The following is a 17,406-nucleotide window of genomic DNA, read 5'->3' as shown; positions in this document are numbered from 1 at the left end:
CACCGAGAACTACCCTCAGGTAGTTCCGTCGCGCTTGACCGCGTCTTATGTTGCGGCGGGGCAACGACTCCACTCGTAGACGGTAACCCAGCTCGCGGGCACGAGCCGGGCGTTAGAATGAACGGAATTTTTGGGATGCATGGGGTGAAGCTCTTCACCGGAGCTGCGGTTTCGGTCCTGCTGCTCGCGCTTGCCGGGCCGACGCCTGCCTTGGCGGACACGATCGAGTCCGCGCTGGTGCGCGCCTATCAGAACAATCCACAGCTCAACGCACAGCGCGCCCAGGTGCGCTCGACTGACGAAAACGTGCCGCAGGCGCTCTCGGGATATCGCCCGAAGGTCTCGCTGACAGCGAGCGGGGGCATTCAGTACTCGGACTTCAAAAGCGCCTCCAACAGCGATCCAATTAACGGTAAAGGCTATCCCCGAAGCGTGGGACTGACTGCCACCCAGACGCTCTACAACGGCAACCAGACCGCCAACAGGACGCGCGCCGCGGAGAGTCAGGTTTCCGGCTCCCGCGAAGCGCTGCGCAGCCTCGATCAGAGCATATTGCTCCTGGCCGCCACGACCTACATGGATTATCTGCGCGACTCGGCGACGCTCGAAGTCCAGCGCAGCAACGTCCGAGTGCTCGAGCAGACGCTCAAGCAGACCCGTGACCGCTTCAATGTCGGCGAAGTGACGCGAACCGACGTTGCGCAATCGGAAGCACAGCTGGCGGCTGGCAGGACGCAGGCCCTGACCGCGGAAGCAAATCTCACCACGACGCGCGCGAACTTCCGCCGCATCATCGGCAACGAGCCGACGAATCTGGCACCCGGCTCGCCGGTGGATCGTTTCCTGCCCGCGACGCTCGCTGCCGCGGTCGAGCTCGGCCTCGTCGAGCATCCCAACGTCACCGCCGCGATGTTCGGCATCGACGTCAATTTCTTGCAGGTCAAGGTTGCCGAGGGCGCTCTGCTGCCCACGGTCACCCTGCAGGCGGGGGTGACCCAGGCCTACGAACAATCTTTGATTCAGTACCGCTCGCTCAGCGCTTCCGCGCTCGCGCAGATCTCGGTGCCGATCTATCAGGGCGGTAGCGAATATTCGCTGATCCGGCAATCCAAGGAAAACCTGGCGCAGCAACGTCTCAACCTCGAAAACACGCGGGATCAGACCCGCGCGACCGTCGTGCAGTGGTGGGGTTCGCTGCAGGCCGGCAAGGCGCAGGTGCAGTCCGCGCAGGCGCAGGTGACGGCGTCCGAGATCGCGCTGAATGGCGTGCGCGAAGAGGCCAAGGCCGGTCAGCGCACGACCCTGGACGTCCTCAACGCGCAGCAGGCGCTGGTCAATGCGCGCGTCGCGCTGGTGACTGCGCAGCACGATCGTGTCGTCGCATCGTACAACGTCCTCGCCGCCGTCGGCCGTCTGGCGCCGCAGGTTCTCGGCCTTGCGACCACGGTTTACGATCCCAGCGTTCACTACCATCAGGTCCGCGATAGCTGGGCCGGCGTGCGTACGCCTGACGGGCGCTGATTCCCGTACTCGTCCGGTCGGCCTCATGAATTGCCGAGGCCGACCGGCGCTTTGCTTGCAATCATCAAAATCCCTGACATAGCCTTGCCAAGACGATGCGGGTCGATTCGCCTCGCAGTGATGCCGTGTGCGTAAAGCTTGAGTGCCGGGGGCAGGGGCGCACCGCTGCACGTTGAGCCGTGATCTGGGGACAAGTCGGGCTGCCGCGACGAAAATGTCGGGCCGCCCATCCGGAACCGGCCAATCCTGTCGTGCTTGGTGTAAAACAACGCATGCGAGGGCGTTGATGATGTGGAGTCGGAGATGACGCAGCCTGCAAAGGTCACAGAACCCTCGATGGAGGAGATTCTGGCCTCGATCCGGCGCATCATTGCCGACGATGAGGCCAAGCCGCCGCCGGCAGAGGCCGCAAAGCCCGCGCCAGCTCCTGCTGCGCCCGCACCCAAGCCGCAGGCGATGAACGACATTCCGCCCTCCAAGGTTGCCCCTGCCAAGCCTGCCGCTGAAAAACCTGCGCCACCTCCGGCCGCAAAGCCGGCAGCGGCCCCTCCGCCTGCGGTGGAGGGATCACCGAACAGCCAGGACGACATCGACGCGCTGTTGGCGGGGCTGGATACGGCCACAACCGCGCCGGAGGTCCGCGAGCCTGAGCCGGAGCCCGAGCCTGAGCCCGACGTGCTCGAATTGACCGACGAGATGGCGATGGATCCGACGCCGCCTCCGCCGCCGCCGAGCTTCCGCAAGGTCGAGCCGCGTGACGATCTCGAATTCGCCGAATCGCCGCCGCCGCGCCCGACGCCGTCCTACGCGCCGGTGGACTTCGATGCCCCGCCGCTGCCGCCGCAGCAGCCCATGCTCGCGCAGTCCACCGTCTCGGCGGTCGAATCCGCCTTCAACTCCCTGGCTCATACGGTGCTCAGCAGCAACGCGCGGACGCTGGAGGATCTGGTCAAGGAGATGCTGCGTCCGATGCTGAAATCCTGGCTCGACGACAATTTGCCGGGCCTCGTTGAACGCATCGTGAAGGCCGAAATCGAGCGGGTCTCGCGCGGCGGGCGCTGATACGGCCCTGCGGCCCCGATAAAGCCCTGCTCCTGCGGCATATTCGGTCTGCGGACCGGGCAGGAAAGCCTTTGCCGCTGAGCTTCCCGTTGACTTGACCCGCACACGCGGCTTTCTAACAGCCCCATGATCGAGAAAAATTACCAGCCCGCCGATATCGAAGCCCGCATGTCCGTGGTGTGGGAGGACAGCCTTGCCTTCAAGGCCGGCCGCCCCGACCGCCGCGACGCCGTGCCCTTTACCATCGTGATCCCGCCGCCGAACGTGACGGGCTCGCTGCACATGGGCCACGCCCTCAACAACACGCTGCAGGACATCCTGTGCCGGTTCGAGCGCATGCGCGGCCGCGACGTGCTGTGGCAGCCCGGCACCGACCATGCAGGCATCGCCACCCAGATGGTGGTCGAGCGGCAGCTGATGGAGCGCCAGCAACCCGGCCGCCGCGAGATGGGCCGCGAGAAGTTTCTGGAGCGGGTCTGGCAGTGGAAGGCCGAGAGCGGCGACACCATCATCAACCAGCTCAAGCGGCTCGGCGCCTCCTGCGACTGGTCGCGCGAACGCTTCACCATGGACGAGGGCCTGTCGAAGGCCGTCATCAAGGTGTTCGTCGAGCTGCATCGCGACGGCCTGATCTACAAGGACAAGCGGCTGGTGAACTGGGACACCAAGCTGCTGACCGCGATCTCCGATCTCGAGGTGCAGCAGACCGAGGTGAAGGGCCACCTCTGGTATCTGCGCTATCCGATCGAGGGCAAGACGTTCAATCCTGAGGATCCCTCGAGCTTCATCGTCGTCGCCACCACGCGCCCCGAGACCATGCTCGGCGATACCGGCGTTGCCGTGCATCCCGAGGACGAGCGCTACCAGAAGCTGGTGGGCAAAAACGTGATCCTGCCGCTGGTCGGCCGCAAGATCGCGATCGTCGCCGACGATTATTCCGATCCGGAGAAGGGTTCGGGCGCGGTCAAGGTGACACCGGCGCACGACTTCAACGATTTCGAGGTCGGCAATCGCCACGGCCTGCGCCGCATCAGCGTGATCGACAGGGAAGGTTGCCTCGATCTCGTCGACAACGAGGACTATCTGCGCGACCTGCCGGAAGGCGCCTCGCAATTCGCCGAGGAATTCCACAAGGTCGACCGCTTCGCTGCGCGCAAGCGCATCGTCGAGCGGCTTGAATCGTTCGGCTTCGTCGAGCGGATCGAGCCGCACACCCACATGGTGCCGCACGGCGATCGCTCCAACAGCGTGATCGAGCCGTACCTCACCGACCAGTGGTATGTCGACGCCAAGACGCTGGCAAAGCCCGCGATCGCGGCGGTGCGGTCGGGCGACACGTCGTTCGTGCCGAAAAACTGGGAAAAGACCTATTTCGAGTGGATGGATAACATCCAGCCCTGGTGCATCTCGCGCCAGCTTTGGTGGGGCCATCAGATCCCGGCCTGGTACGGCCCCGATGGCAAGGTGTTCGTCGCCGAGACCGAGGAGGAGGCCGTCAGCCACGCGCTCGGCTATTACGTCGAGCAGGAGGTCATCACGGCCGAGCAGGGCCGCGAGATGGCGCTCGACCGCATCAAGCGCGAAGGCTTCATCACCCGCGACGAGGACGTGCTCGACACCTGGTTCTCCTCGGCGCTGTGGCCGTTCTCGACGCTCGGCTGGCCCGAGGATGCCCCCGAGGTGCAGCGCTATTACCCGACCAATGCGCTGGTGACCGGCTTCGACATCATCTTCTTCTGGGTCGCCCGCATGATGATGATGGGCATGCACTTCATGAAGGAGGTGCCGTTCTCGACGATCTACATCCACGCCCTCGTCCGCGACGAGAAGGGCGCCAAGATGTCGAAGTCGAAGGGCAATGTCATCGATCCGCTCAACCTGATCGACGAATACGGCGCGGACGCGCTGCGCTTCACGCTGGCTGCGATGGCCGCGCAGGGCCGCGACATCAAGCTCGCCACCAGCCGCGTCGAGGGCTACCGCAATTTCGCGACCAAGCTCTGGAACGCCTCGCGGTTCGCCGAGATGAACCACTGCGCCGTGCCCGATGGTTTCGAGCCGGCGAAGGCCAAGGAGACGCTGAACCGCTGGATCGCACATGAGAGCGCGCACACCACGCGCGAGGTGACCGAAGCCATCGAAGCCTATCGCTTCAACGATGCAGCCGGCGCGATCTACCGCTTCGTCTGGAACGTCTATTGCGACTGGTATGTCGAGCTCGCAAAACCCGTGCTGCTCGGCCCCGACAGCCCGGCCAAGGACGAAACCCGTGCCATGGTCGCCTGGGCGCGCGATGAGATCCTGAAGCTGCTGCATCCCTTCATGCCCTTCATCACCGAGGAGCTGTGGGAGGTGACGGCCAAGCGCGACGGTCTGCTCGCATTGGCGCAATGGCCGCTGAAGCCGGCCGAGCCGACGCCGGAGCAGCTCGCAATCCTCGCTGCAGCGGCCGGACCGACCGAACCGCTGATGTCGCCGATGCTGGTCATGCCGATCTTCGACCACGCCGACTTCACCGATCCCAAGGCGGAAGCCGAGATCGGCTGGGTCATCGACCTGATCACGCAGATCCGTTCGGTGCGTGCCGAGATGAACATTCCGCCGGCAACGCTGACGTCGCTGGTGCTCGTCGGCGCCTCCGCCGAAACCAGGGACCGCGTGCCGCGCTGGACCGACGTCATCAAGCGCATGGCGCGGCTGTCGGACATCTCCTTCGCCGACCGCGCGCCTGACGGAGCGGTTCAGCTCCTCGTCCGCGGCGAAGTGGCCGCGCTGCCGCTGAAGGGTGTGATCGACGTCGCTGCCGAGCGCACGCGTCTCGACAAGGAGATCGGCAAGGCCGACGCCGATATCAAACGCGCCGAGTCCAAGCTCGCGAACGAGAAGTTCGTCGCCAACGCAGCCGAGGAGGTCGTCGAGGAGGAGCGCGAAAAGCGCGAGGCCGCGCTCGCGCGCAAGGCCAAGCTGCTCGAGGCGCTGGAGCGGCTGAAGCAGGCGTCGTGACCTCGCTGTCATTCCGGGATGGTCCGAAGGACCAGACCCGGAATCTCGAGATTCTCCGGTGCGCAATTGCGCACCGTAGTTCGCGTCTTCGTCGCGCCCCGGAACGACGACTACTTCGGAAACGGCTTGCTCAGAAACTTCGAGCCCCTGACGCCATAGCGCCAGGGCAGCTCGACGGCCTTGGTAATGCCGATTCGGATGCCGGCCACCACCTCGACATCGTCCGTCCGCGCATGCAGCGCGATCGGCGGCCGGTCCAGCGGCAGGGTGTTGTGCGCAATGTTGATGCCGAGCGCCTCGGTCAGCTTGCCGGGGCCCGAGCACAGCGCGTGCACATCCTGGAGATGACGGCGGCGGCGCATCGCGGCGATCCCGTGCGTCGGCTCCAGCGCGCGGATCAGCACGGCGCTCGCCGAGCCTTCCTCCTCGCAGACGAAGTTCACGCACCAGTGGATGCCGTAGGAGCGATAGACATAGGCAAAGCCCGGCGGGCCAAACATCACCTGGTTCCGCGGCGTCGGCCCGTTGTAGGAGTGCGCCGCCGGCTCGGTATGATGATAGGCCTCGACCTCGACGATGACGCCGCCGACGCCGTCGACCAGCATGGTCGCGCCAATCAGGTCTCGGGCGACCTCGCGGACGTCGCGGTCGAAAAAGCCGCGCTTGAGCAGCTTGCCGAGCCGCGGGGTGGAAGTCTTCGATACTGGAGCCATTCGAGGTGAGAATCGCCTGAGAACAGAGCAGGATATTGCCCATATCTGCCATGTTCCCTGAAGCGGCGCGAGCCGGGTTGCGATGCGGGGCGAGACCGACTAGGTAGGACCTGAACAGACCGGACATCCCATGGTCGTTATTGTCGATACCATCACGAACCCGCTGCGCCCGCGCCACCCCGAAAAGGTGAATCGTCCTGACTCCGCTTCGCCGCCGAAGCCGGACTGGATTCGCGTGCGCGCGCCGAACACCCGTGGCTACGCCGACACCCGCAACATCGTGCGGTCCAACGGCCTGCACACGGTGTGCGAGGAAGCGGGCTGCCCGAACATCGGCGAGTGCTGGGACAAAAAGCACGCCACCTTCATGATCATGGGTGACACCTGCACCCGAGCCTGCGCGTTCTGCAACGTCAAGACCGGCCTGCCCAATGCGCTGGATGCGGCCGAGCCTGAGAACGTCGCCGAGGCGACCGCCAAGCTCGGCCTTGCCCATGTCGTCATCACCTCCGTGGATCGCGACGACCTCGCTGACGGCGGCGCCGAGCACTTCGCCCAGACCATCCGCGCGATCCGCGCCGCGTGCCCCACGACCACGATCGAGATCCTGACGCCGGACTTCCTGCGCAAGGAGGGGGCGCTCGAGGTGGTGGTTGCCGCCAAGCCCGACGTCTTCAACCACAATCTCGAGACCGTGCCGTCGCGCTATCTCACGGTGCGGCCGGGCGCGCGCTACTTCCATTCGATCCGGCTGTTGCAGCGGGTCAAGGACCTCGATCCCACCATCTTCACCAAGTCCGGCATCATGGTCGGCCTCGGCGAGGAGCGCCACGAGGTGCAGCAGGTGATGGACGACCTTCGCTCGGCCGAGGTCGATTTCCTGACCATCGGCCAATATCTACAGCCGACCCGCAAGCACCACGCCGTGATGCGCTACGTGCCGCCGGACGAGTTCGCCTCTTACGAGAAGGTCGCCTACACCAAGGGCTTCCTGATGGTGTCGGCGAGCCCGCTCACCCGCTCGTCGCATCATGCCGGCGAGGACTTTGCGAGACTGAAGGCCGCGCGGGCCGCGACGGCCCGCTGAACCGCCATGCCCAAATTTTCGAGCAAGCGCCGTGTCAATCACAGCGCCACCGAGATGTTCGATCTGGTCGCCGACGTCGAGCGCTACCCGGAATTCGTGCCGCTCTGCAGCGCGCTGAAGGTGCGCCAGCGCATGGCCAAGCCTGATGGCACCGAGGTGCTGGTCGCCGACATGACGGTGTCGTTCAAGCTGGTCAAGGAATCCTTCACCAGCCGCGTGAGCCTCGACCGCGCCAATCTGAAGATCCTGGTCGAATATCTGCAAGGTCCTTTCAGCAACCTGGAAAATCGCTGGACGTTCGAGCCCAAAGGCGAGGGCGTCTGCGACGTCGGGTTCTTCCTGTCCTACGAATTCAAGAGCCGCATGCTGGCGCTGCTGATGGGCTCGATGTTCGACGCCGCCTTCGCGCGCTTCTCGACCGCGTTCGAGAAACGGGCGGACGCGATTTACGGGCGGAAGCTGGCGTCGTCGTAGGTGTCGATCGCCTGTAGCCCGGATGGAGCGAAGCGTAATCCGGGGCAGTTCGCGCGTCGAAGCACCGTCCCGGATTGCGCTTCGCTCCATCCGGGCTACGAGAATCGACTTCAATCCACCGCCTTCACCACATCGGGCGGCTGCGAGGCGTAATACGCCGCGGCCTGCTCGATCTCCTGCGGCGTCATTGCGCGGGCGATGTTGCGCATCTGCTGGCTGATGTCGTTGCGCCGTTCACCGGAGGCGAAGGCGTGGAGCTGCGCCTTCATGTAGGCCTCGGACTGTCCCTCCAGCCACGGGCTGCCGGTCTTGTTGTCGAGGCTGCCATGGCAGGAGCCGCAGGGCGCGATCCCGCGCATCGGCGCGCCGTAGATGACGATGTTGGGTTTCGGCAGTTGTGGCGTCGGGTGATAGGCCGGAAGCCGCGGCAGATAGGCGTAATAATTGGAGAGATCGGCGATCTCCTGGTCTGTCAGGTTGACCGCAAACGGCGACATCACGGCATTGGTGCGCGCACCCGAGCGGAAATCGTGCAGCTCCTTGTAGATCACGGCCGCATACTGGCCGGCGAGATTGGGCGAGTCCGCGCGGCTGACGCCGGTGGGGCCATGACAGATCGCGCAGCGCTGCGCCAGCGTCGCGCCGCGGCCGATCGCTTCCTGGCTCGGACGTGACAACGTGTTCGAGGTGAGCACGACCCCGGACAGGCGTTTTGCCTGTTCGGGCGCCGTGACGCTGGCCACACGCTGCGGTACGCCGGCGGCACTGCAGATCGCATCCCAGACATTGGCGAACTGAACCCAGGGCTGTGCGAACGGCAGCACGATGAAGCCGGCAATCGCGGTGACGACGAGGATCGCCACGGTGATGCCGACGCCAGTCCTGAAATGGCTGTTGCGGAGGGTGAAGAGGTCGCGCGTGCTCATCACTGCGCCCCCACATAGACGGCCGGCACCGAGGTACCCGAACTCAGCGCCAGATTCAGGATCGGATAGCCGTAATTGGTCAGCGTGAGGCCGATCATCAGCGCCACCCACAGCGCGTGGGTGTTGAGCGCGACCGGGACGGTTGTCGGCTGATGCACGGCCAGCGCGAAGCGATAGGGCCCGGCGTCGGCCTGCGGCGCGCGCATGCCGCGCGCGAGGATGACGATGAACATGATGCCCGAGGCCAGCAGGATGAAGCCGCCGATCGCCGAAAGGGTGACGGAGAGCGCCTGCGGCGCGATCGCGGGATCGCCGAAGTCGAAATAGGCCATGCGGCGCGGCATCCCCAGAATGCCGACCCAGTGCCACGGGAAGGTCGTGACCATCATGCCGACGAACCACAGCCAGAGCTGGGTGCGCATCAGGCGGAGATCGATCAGCTCCCGGCCGGTCAGATGCGGCCACAGATCATAGGCGATCGCAAAATACATGATGACGATGGCGCCGCCGAAGATCAGGTGGAAATGGCCGGTGATCCACTGCGTGTTGTGGATCGAGGCATCGAGCTGATAGCTCATGTTGATGAGGCCGCCGGCGCCGCCGAAGCCGAGCATGACGAAGGAGAACGCCAGCGCCAGCATCATCGGGTTGTCCCAGGGCAGGGCCCCGATCCAGCCGAACATGCCGCGGCCGCCGCGCAGGCGCGCCGCGATCTCGACCGAGGCGCAGATCGTGAACACGGTCAGCAGCGTCGGCAGCGCGACCAGCGCGGTGAAGGCCGAATGGATGAACTTGAAGCCGGCGCCGACTTGCGGATCGGCGAAGGTGTGGTGCATGCCGATCGGCATCGACACCACCAGGAACAGGATGAAGGAGATCCGCGCCATCGAGTCGGAGTAGACGCGGCCGCCGATCGCGCGCGGCACGATGGTGTAATAGGCGATATAGGTCGGCATCAGCCAGAAATAGACGATGGCGTGCAGCGTCCAGGAGAAGAAGACGCGGGCGAGGCCGGCATCGATGGTGGCCTTGAGGCCTGCCGCAACCGGAATGATCTGCAGCAGCAGCTCGAGCGCGGCGCCGACCGCGGTCCAGGCCCAGAGGTAGGAGCCCGCGACATTGGCGAACATGGCGAGCGGCACTGGCGCGCCGGGATTGGCCTTGCGCCAGACGCGCAGATTGACCGACATCAGCGCGACCCAGATCCAGGAGCCGACCACGACCAGGACGACGCCGAGATAATAGAAGACGTTGCCGATCAGCGGCGGATAGAAGGTGTAGAGCACCGAGGCGCGGCCGAGCGCGATCGGGATCACCGCCATGACGCTCCCGGCGACGATCAACCAGAATCCGGCCCAGGCCCAGCGCACACCGACCAGGCGCTGCTGTAGCGCGGACTCGCTGATGGCGTAGCCGAAGGCCATCGCCACCAGGGTCGGGAAGACGTAGCCCATCACCGTGCCGTGGGCGGTCAGCGAGCGGTAATAGAGCTCGGGGTTGGAGAGCCAGGTGCCGATCGGGCTGCGGATGAACATCTGCCAGGCGCCGAGCGTGAGCGCGATGCCGAATACGGCGAAGGCCAGCCAGAAATGGGCGAGGATGAGCTTCCTATTGACCAACACAGCTCAGCCTCCCGCCACCCTTCGCGCGATCGGCGAATTCGGTCTTGTCGATCACCTTGACCTTGCCCCACATGCCCTCATGGCCAAAGCTGCAGAACTCCTGGCAGGGCATCAGATAGTCGCCGGTCTTCGCGAAGCGCATCAGCTGCTCGGAGATGTAGCCCGGCACCAGCATGGTGTTGACGTTGGTGCCCTGAATGAGGATGCCGTGGACAACGTCGGCACTGGTGGCCCGCAGCGTGATCGGCGTATCCGCGGGCACCACGATGCAGGCTGGCGTGAAGGAATATTGCTGGCCGATTGCGCGCACGGTGACATTGCCGTTGGCCTCCAGCACGCTGCCGAGATTGCTCTCGACGAATTCGCCGGACAGATGCAGGCGCGAGGGATCGGTGATCTCGACGCGCGGCTGCGGCATGGTCGCGCGATGGATGCCGGCGAAAGCCGCCAGCAGCGCCATCATCACGATGATGGTCACGGCGATGGTGGCCCAGCGCCGCTCGACGCGGGCGGCGACCTCGGCGCTGTCGTGATGAGTTTCCTCGGTGCTCATTGCAGCGATCCGCGGGGCAGGAAGACGAACAGGTAGAAGGCGAGCCACATCGCGACCACGCAGGCGGTGGCGATGCCGGCGAGCACGATCGCGCCGGACGGGCCTTGCGCGACGACCTCCTCGACGGCCTGGTCGGCGCTCGCGGGGCTGGTCGGCGGGTCGGAGTTGATCATGTGATTCTCAGTTCAGCGGTGCGGAGCGCAGCTCGTTGGCCTCGCGCGCCGAGACCGGCGTGCCGCGATTGCCCCAGGCGGTGCGGATGTAGGAGACGACGGCGGCGATCTCGTTGTCGGACAACAGGCCCGCGAACGGCGGCATGCCGTAGGGCATCGGGTTGCCCTTGGTGCCCGGCGGATAGCCGCCATTGAGCACCATGCGGATCGGATTGACCGCGGACTGCATCTCGATCGACTGGTTGTTGGCGAGCGGCGGCCAGTGCGGCGGCTTGCCTTCACCCTGCGTGCCGTGACAGCTCGCGCATTGCTTGTCGTAGACGGTCTTGCCGAGGCTGATCAGCAGGCTGCTTTCGGTGGTCGGCAGCGTCGAGCTTGCCGGCGGCGGAGGCGAGGGCTCCGCAATGCCCTTGAGGTACACCGCCATCGCTTGGGTGTCCTCGTCATTGAGATATTGCAGGCTGTTGTGCACGACCTCGGCCATCGGGCCGTAGACCACGCCGCGCATGGAGACGCCGGTCTGGAGCAGGTCGGTGATGTCCTTGATGCTCCAGTCGCCGAGGCCGGCCTCGCGATTGGACGTCAGCGAGGGCGCGTACCAGTTCTGCATCGGGATCAGGCCGCCCTTGAAGGCATCCGATTGCGAGGTGCCGCCGAGCGCATTGATCGGCGAATGGCACATGCCGCAATGGCCGAGGCCCTCGACGAGATAGGCGCCGCGATTCCATTCCGCCGATTTCTTCGGATCGGGCTTGAACTCGCCTTCGCTGAAGAACAGCGTGCGCCATCCCAGGATGAGCTGCCGGTTGTCGTAGGGAAAGCGCAATTCGTGCGGCTTGTTCTTCTGGCTCACCGGCGCGATTGAGCGCAAATACGCGAAGATCGCGTCGCTGTCGGCGCGCGTCACCTTGGTGTAGGACGCGAACGGCATGGCCGGATAGATCAACCCGCCGTCCGGGAAACGGCCGCTGTGCATGGTCTTGTAGAAATCATCGGCGCTCCATTTGCCGATCCCGGTATCCGGGTCCGGCGTGATGTTGGAGGTGTAGAGCGTGCCGAACGGCGTCGGCATGGCGCGGCCGCCGGCGAACAGGCGGCCTTCCGGCGCGGTGTGGCACGCCGTGCAATCGCCGGCACGGGCGAGATATTCGCCGCGGGCGATGATGTCGCTGCTCTTGTCCTGCGCCTGCGCGGCCGTGGTGAGCGCGGCGAGGGCCAGGAGCTTGATCGATAACAGTGCGGTCGACAGTTTCGAGCCCATCATCCGCCTCGTCAGTTGGGCTGGCTGCCGCAGCCGAAAGGCAGCGCGTAGGTGCCTTTCGGCACGGGGGCCGGGTTCGTGGGCGCCGGCCGTGTCGCGAGCCAGGCCGCGACGGCGGTGACATCGGCTTCAGTCAGATGGCCTGCGACTTGCTGCATGCAGTCTGGCGATTTCGCCGTGCGGGTGCCGTAGCGCCAGGCGCCGAGCTGGGCGCTGATGTAATTGGCGCGCAGGCCGAGCAGGCCGGGGATGCCGGGTTGCATGCCGGCGAGTCCCGGGCCATGGCAGCTGACGCAGGCCGGAATGTTGCGGCTGGCATCGCCGCTGGTGGCGAGCAACTCGCCCAGCGCCAGCACGTCCTTGCTGACCTCGCTCGGCGCCGGCTGCGGCAGCGGCGGATGTTCGCCAGCGAAATATTCCGCCATTGCCTCCAGATACGGATCGGGCAGAAACTCCAGCAGATAGTTCATGGGCGGATATTTGCGGCGGCCGCTGCGGAAGGCGAGCAGCTGATTGTAGAGATAGCCGGCGGGCTTGCCGGCAAGCCGCGGGAAATAGACGTCGCTGGTGCCTTCGCCCTTGTTGCCGTGACAGGGCGTGCAGGCCTCGACCCGCGCCGCCATCGTATCCGGCGGCTGGTTGGCCGTTTGTGCGGCCGCACCATCAATGGTGGCCAAGGTGATAGTTACGGCGACTGAAGCCGCGGCGCGAGCGAACAATTTCGTCGCCCTCCAGAATGCTGGTCCGGTTGATTCCGGCTCACAACGTAGAGCGGCATTATTGCGCCAATATTTTCTCGCGCAAGATCGGAGACGCGTGATGACGTTTGGTCGCGCCGTCTGCATTCGCGATTCCGATCGAATTGGACAAACTTGCGTGCTTTTTTCGAAAACTGAGCATAACGCTGCGGTCTCGCGACAGTTCCTGCCCGAGTCCTGCATTGGTCATGTCGCCCTCAGATGTCAGAGGGCGCAGGGAAGACCGGGTGCCGGCTGGCACCCGCGGTCCACTGTGCGAATCCTGCGTGACAAGAAGCTGCACAGCGGCATACAGGTCTAGCCAGGACAACCCGGCCTTCCCTGCGCAGTGGTTTGACGGCTTATGCCGAGCTCTCCCCGGGGAGCGATGCACTATTGCCCCCGTCGCCTTGCAGATGACTGACGTGCGCACCCGGTCGGGCACCACACATCACCACAAGACTTGACGCACAGACCCCGGGCGTCAGGACGACACGGTTTTGCCGTACGCAGATCACACCGGTCGTGTGCACGATAGGCTGTTGCTCACGGTTGCCCGCCCTGCAATGCCTCTCGCGCCGATGTGACGAACGTCCACCGCAGCTCACCCCACGTTTCGTGACGATCGCGATACGCCCCTCTGACCGGGGTGAGGTGGCGAGACAATGCGACAAAGCCGAAATTCTGTAAAGGCGAATCTTTTCGACAGCGCGCCTTGCCCTACGGCTAGCGTGTTTTGCCCGTCGGGCAACGCAAGACATTGTACGCCGTAGGGCGGATTAGCCGAAGGCGTAATCCGCCATTCTGGTCCCGCGACGAGAGACGCGGCGGATTACGCTTCGCTAACCCGCCCTACGGGACCGTGTTCCCTTCGGGATCAATTCGCGCCGCAGTGAGTTTGCAACGGATTGTCCGGGTTGGAGCCGCCATGACCATCAATTTCGACACGTTGAAAGCCTCGCTCGTCCTGTATGGCTTGAACGCGATTTACGCGATCCTTCTGCTCGCGATCGGCTGGTACCTGTCGGGCGCCATGCAGCGGTTCGTCACGCGCCTGTTGAGCGTCACGCATCGCGTCGACCCGCTCGTGACTTTGTTCGTGGGCAGCCTTGCACGTTACGGCGTGCTGGCGGTGGTCGGCATCGCCGTGCTTCAGCTGTTCGGCATTCAGACCGCGAGCCTCGTTGCCGTGCTGGGCGCGACATCGCTCGCCATTGGTCTGGCACTTCAGGGCACGCTCTCCAATCTTGCCGCCGGCGTGATGCTGCTGTTGTTCCGGCCGTTTCACATCGGTAACGATGTCGAGGTCGCCGGCAAGGCGGGCAAGGTAAAGTCGCTGTCGCTGTTCATGACCGAGCTGGTCGCGCCCGACAACACGCAGATCCTGTTGCCTAACGGGCAGGTGTGGGGCGCGGCCATCATCAACCGCAGCGCCTATCCCGGCACGGGCGAGGTCAAGGTTGCGTTTCCGGTCAGGGCCGGATCGGCCAACGCGCTGGCAGACCGGATCCTGAAACAGCTGCGCGACGATCCCCGCATCGCCAAGGGTGTCGCACCGTCGGTCAATGTGACGAAGGTGATCGCCGCCGATCCCGCGGCGCCCGTCGTGGAATTGACGGTCAGTGCGAGGGTGAATCCGTCAGATGCAGATGCGGTCAGGCAGCGGGTGCTCGACCATGCGAGCGCGCTGCTGGCGGCGGCATAGCCGCCTCAGCCGAGGCGAGTTGGAACGAAACTAATTCCAAGCTGAGCGCTGTTTGCTCCAGCGCAACCGGATCCCGACCGCGCGCGGCGAGGTTCGCGCGTGATCGCGACGGCGTACCACATCGCCGCGTGGAGAGTGGGGGCTGGACTTGGGAAGCAAGATGAAGAATCCGTCGTTGGGGCGAGGGCGCTCGCGGCGCGCATGTAGAACGAAGGGTGCGGTGCTGTTGTCCTGGACAGCGTCCGGCTTGCTGCTGCCGGCCCTCGCCGGGGAGGCTTGCCTGGCGCAATCGGCGGCGCCAGGCGCGTCGGTCCAGCTCGATCCTGTCGTGGTGGAGGCGCCGAAGAGCGCGGCGAAGCCCCCGGCGGCATCTCGCGAGCGGGTCGCGGCGCGGCGCGGCGCCGCCAAGCCGCAATCTCGCAGCGGTGACAATTCCGGCGACGAGGTTGCGGGGCATGCTGCCCCGGCTGCATCGGTACAGGAGCGCTTCGAAGCGCTCGCAGGCGGCGTCGCGCTGGTCCGGCGCGAGGATATCTCACCCACGGGCAATCCGACCGTGTCACGTGCCCTCAGCGGTGTTCCCGGTGTCGTGGTGCAGAATTTTTTCGGCGGCAACGACCAGCCGCGCATCCAGATCCGCGGCTCCGGCCTGCAGCAGAATCCGGTCGAGCGCGGGCTGCTGGTGCTGCAGAACGGCTTGCCCATCAATCGCGCCGACGGCTCCTACATCGTCGGCTTCGCCAATCCGCAGCAGGCTGAGGCCATCGAGGTCTATCGCGGCTACATGGCCAACCGCCTCGGCGCCACCGTGCTCGGCGGCGCGCTGAACTTCGTGTCGCCGACGGGATCGTCCTCGCCGGGCACGCAGGCCGCAATCAGCGGCGGCAGCTTCGGCCAGATCAATGCCAGCGCGCAGACCGGCGGCAGGAAAGACAATGTGGACGCGCTGGTGCAGGCCGATTTCAGCCGTCGTGACGGCTTTCGCGACTACAACAGCTCCGAGCGTAGCAGTTTCAATGCCAATGTCGGCGCCGTGCTGTCCGAGAATGTCAGCACGCGCTTCTTCATCGGCTACACCGATCTCGGCTTCGATGTGGCGGGACCGCTGACCAAGAGCGCGATGCAGGCCAATCCGCGGCAGGTGTTTGCCGGGCCGACCTTCATCCCGCCATCGACCTCGATCAATCCGGGGCCCAACGTGGTGCGCGACAGGCCGCGCCGCGAGGCCGAGCAGTTCGTGGCGGGATCGCGAACCACCGCGACGTTCGACGCGCATCTGTTCGACGTGGCGCTCGGCTATACCCACACCGACGACATGTTCCGCTTTCCGATCTCCTCAGGCGTCCGCGCCACGCGGGGTGACGATGCGACCGGCGTGTTCCGCTACGCCTACAAGCCCGACAGCGCGGCAGCGTTGCCGCTCGTGGAAACGACCGCGCAATATTCGGTGGGATCGGCGGATCGGGAGAATTTCATCAACCAGGCCGGGCAGACCGGCGCCAAGTTCGGCGAGAGTCGGCTCGATGCGACGACGCTGGCGCTGCATAGCGGCCTCAATCTACCGATCTGGGACCGGATCACCGTGTCGCCGGCGATCGCCTATGGCTACGCCACGCGCGACAATGACGACGTCTACCGGAGCGCGACGCGGCCGACGATTGCCTACAATCCGGCAAATCCGACCATGCTGCTGCCGAACGGCGCCGTGCCGACGCAGAGCTCGATCTATGCGCGCAGCTATTCGGCGTGGAGCCCCAGCCTCGGCGTGACCTTCCGGCCCGTGCCCGGCCAGACCGTCTTTGGCGCGGTCAGCCGCAGCTTCGAGCCGCCGTCACATGACGATTTGCTCGCGACGATCAACGGGACGCCGAACAGCAGCCCGGGGCGGCCGACGCCGGGCAATCCGGGGCTCGTCGCAGCTGCGTTCGCGACGCCCAATCTGAAGGCCCAGACCGCCACCACCGTTGAGGGCGGCTGGCGCGGCCGCGCCGGCATCCTGTCGTGGGACGCGGTCAGCTACTATTCCTGGGTCGACAACGAGCTGCTCAGCCTGCGCGACTCCACCGGCGCGTTGATGGCAGCGTTCAATGCCGACCGCACCACGCATCTCGGCGTCGAGCTCGGCCTCGGCGTCAGGATCACCCAGCGGCTGACCGGCCGCGTCGCCTACACCTACCAGGACTTCCGCTTCGACAACGATCCGCTGCGCGGCAACAACCGGCTGGCCGGCGCGCCGCCGCATCTCGTCAACGCGGTCCTGCAATATCAGGCGACCGACGCCTGGAAGCTCGAAGGCGTGGTGCGCTGGAGCCCGGGCCACATGCCGGTCGACAACATGAACACGCTGTTTGCCGATCCGTTCGTGGTCGCCGATCTGCGTACCGAATACCGGATCAGCGAGCGCTTCTCGGTGTTCGGCGAGATCACCAATCTGTTCGACGCGACCTATGCCGCATCGACCCTGATCGTCGATCAGGCGCGACCGGACCAGGCCGCGTTCATCCCCGGCGACGGACGCGGCTATTACGGCGGCATCCGGGCGCGGTTCTAACTTGCAAAGGAGACTCCC

General features: G+C 65.4%; 14 protein-coding genes. 7 read left to right on the top strand and 7 right to left on the bottom strand.

Annotated features, from left to right (window positions below; translation table 11 throughout):
- Positions 1–135: 135 nt before the first annotated feature.
- The 3 genes from GGD67_RS00390 (at position 136) to GGD67_RS00380 (ending at position 5,586) form a co-directional block, all read left to right on the top strand.
- Entirely contained in the window at positions 136–1,521 is a 1,386-nt protein-coding gene (locus tag GGD67_RS00390; protein WP_179731376.1) for a TolC family outer membrane protein, read from the top strand.
- 303 nt (positions 1,522–1,824) lie between these two features.
- A complete protein-coding gene (locus tag GGD67_RS00385; RefSeq protein ID WP_179730499.1) occupies positions 1,825–2,583 on the top strand; it encodes a PopZ family protein in 759 nt (252 codons plus the stop codon).
- 126 nt (positions 2,584–2,709) lie between these two features.
- Positions 2,710–5,586: a valine--tRNA ligase gene (locus tag GGD67_RS00380; protein ID WP_179730498.1), complete on the top strand. Its 2,877-nt coding sequence runs from the start codon at positions 2,710–2,712 to the stop codon at positions 5,584–5,586.
- 110 nt (positions 5,587–5,696) lie between these two features.
- On the opposite strand, the gene GGD67_RS00375 is transcribed toward GGD67_RS00380, so the two are convergent.
- On the bottom strand, positions 5,697–6,299 hold the full coding sequence (locus GGD67_RS00375; RefSeq protein WP_179730497.1) for a DNA-3-methyladenine glycosylase: 603 nt from the start codon (positions 6,297–6,299) through the stop codon (positions 5,697–5,699).
- A gap of 130 nt (positions 6,300–6,429) precedes the next feature.
- Here GGD67_RS00375 and lipA point away from each other — a divergent pair, with 130 nt between their 5' ends.
- Positions 6,430–7,386 carry a lipoyl synthase gene (lipA, locus tag GGD67_RS00370; protein ID WP_179730496.1) on the top strand — a complete coding sequence of 319 codons (957 nt, stop codon included), beginning with the start codon at positions 6,430–6,432 and terminating at the stop codon, positions 7,384–7,386.
- A gap of 6 nt (positions 7,387–7,392) precedes the next feature.
- On the top strand, positions 7,393–7,860 hold the full coding sequence (locus GGD67_RS00365) for a type II toxin-antitoxin system RatA family toxin (RefSeq protein ID WP_018320423.1): 468 nt from the start codon (positions 7,393–7,395) through the stop codon (positions 7,858–7,860).
- A gap of 110 nt (positions 7,861–7,970) precedes the next feature.
- On the opposite strand, the gene GGD67_RS00360 is transcribed toward GGD67_RS00365, so the two are convergent.
- From GGD67_RS00360 to GGD67_RS00335, 6 genes are read right to left on the bottom strand one after another with little or no spacing between them, the layout of a single operon-like run.
- Positions 7,971–8,786, bottom strand: a complete 816-nt coding sequence (locus GGD67_RS00360) for a cytochrome c (RefSeq protein ID WP_179730495.1) — start codon at positions 8,784–8,786, stop codon at positions 7,971–7,973.
- A complete protein-coding gene (locus tag GGD67_RS00355; RefSeq protein WP_179730494.1) occupies positions 8,786–10,408 on the bottom strand; it encodes a b(o/a)3-type cytochrome-c oxidase subunit 1 in 1,623 nt (540 codons plus the stop codon). The genes GGD67_RS00360 and GGD67_RS00355 overlap by 1 nt, the downstream gene beginning before the upstream one ends.
- Positions 10,395–10,961 (bottom strand): cytochrome C oxidase subunit II, encoded by a 567-nt coding sequence (locus GGD67_RS00350; protein WP_179730493.1) that lies wholly within the window; start codon positions 10,959–10,961, stop codon positions 10,395–10,397. Before GGD67_RS00350 ends, GGD67_RS00355 begins: the two co-directional genes overlap by 14 nt.
- Positions 10,958–11,134, bottom strand: a complete 177-nt coding sequence (locus GGD67_RS00345) for a hypothetical protein (protein WP_018320427.1) — start codon at positions 11,132–11,134, stop codon at positions 10,958–10,960. Before GGD67_RS00345 ends, GGD67_RS00350 begins: the two co-directional genes overlap by 4 nt.
- A gap of 7 nt (positions 11,135–11,141) precedes the next feature.
- Complete coding sequence (locus tag GGD67_RS00340; protein WP_409411101.1) at positions 11,142–12,398, bottom strand: cytochrome c; 1,257 nt, start codon at positions 12,396–12,398, stop codon at positions 11,142–11,144.
- A gap of 8 nt (positions 12,399–12,406) precedes the next feature.
- Complete coding sequence (locus tag GGD67_RS00335; protein WP_179730492.1) at positions 12,407–13,114, bottom strand: c-type cytochrome; 708 nt, start codon at positions 13,112–13,114, stop codon at positions 12,407–12,409.
- A 946-nt stretch (positions 13,115–14,060) separates the two neighbouring features.
- Between GGD67_RS00335 and GGD67_RS00330 the strand changes: the two genes are divergently transcribed.
- Positions 14,061–14,837, top strand: coding sequence for a mechanosensitive ion channel family protein (locus GGD67_RS00330; protein WP_018320430.1), 777 nt, complete (start codon positions 14,061–14,063; stop codon positions 14,835–14,837).
- Positions 14,838–14,997: 160 nt separating this feature from the next.
- Positions 14,998–17,388: a TonB-dependent receptor gene (locus tag GGD67_RS00325; RefSeq protein WP_179730491.1), complete on the top strand. Its 2,391-nt coding sequence runs from the start codon at positions 14,998–15,000 to the stop codon at positions 17,386–17,388.
- The last annotated feature ends 18 nt before the right edge of the window (positions 17,389–17,406 follow it).

The organism is Bradyrhizobium sp. IAR9 (assembly GCF_013408065.1).
In the GTDB taxonomy this organism is placed as follows: domain Bacteria; phylum Pseudomonadota; class Alphaproteobacteria; order Rhizobiales; family Xanthobacteraceae; genus Bradyrhizobium.
Note: the sequence above shows the minus strand (reverse complement) of the source record. Positions and strands in the feature narration are given on the sequence as shown.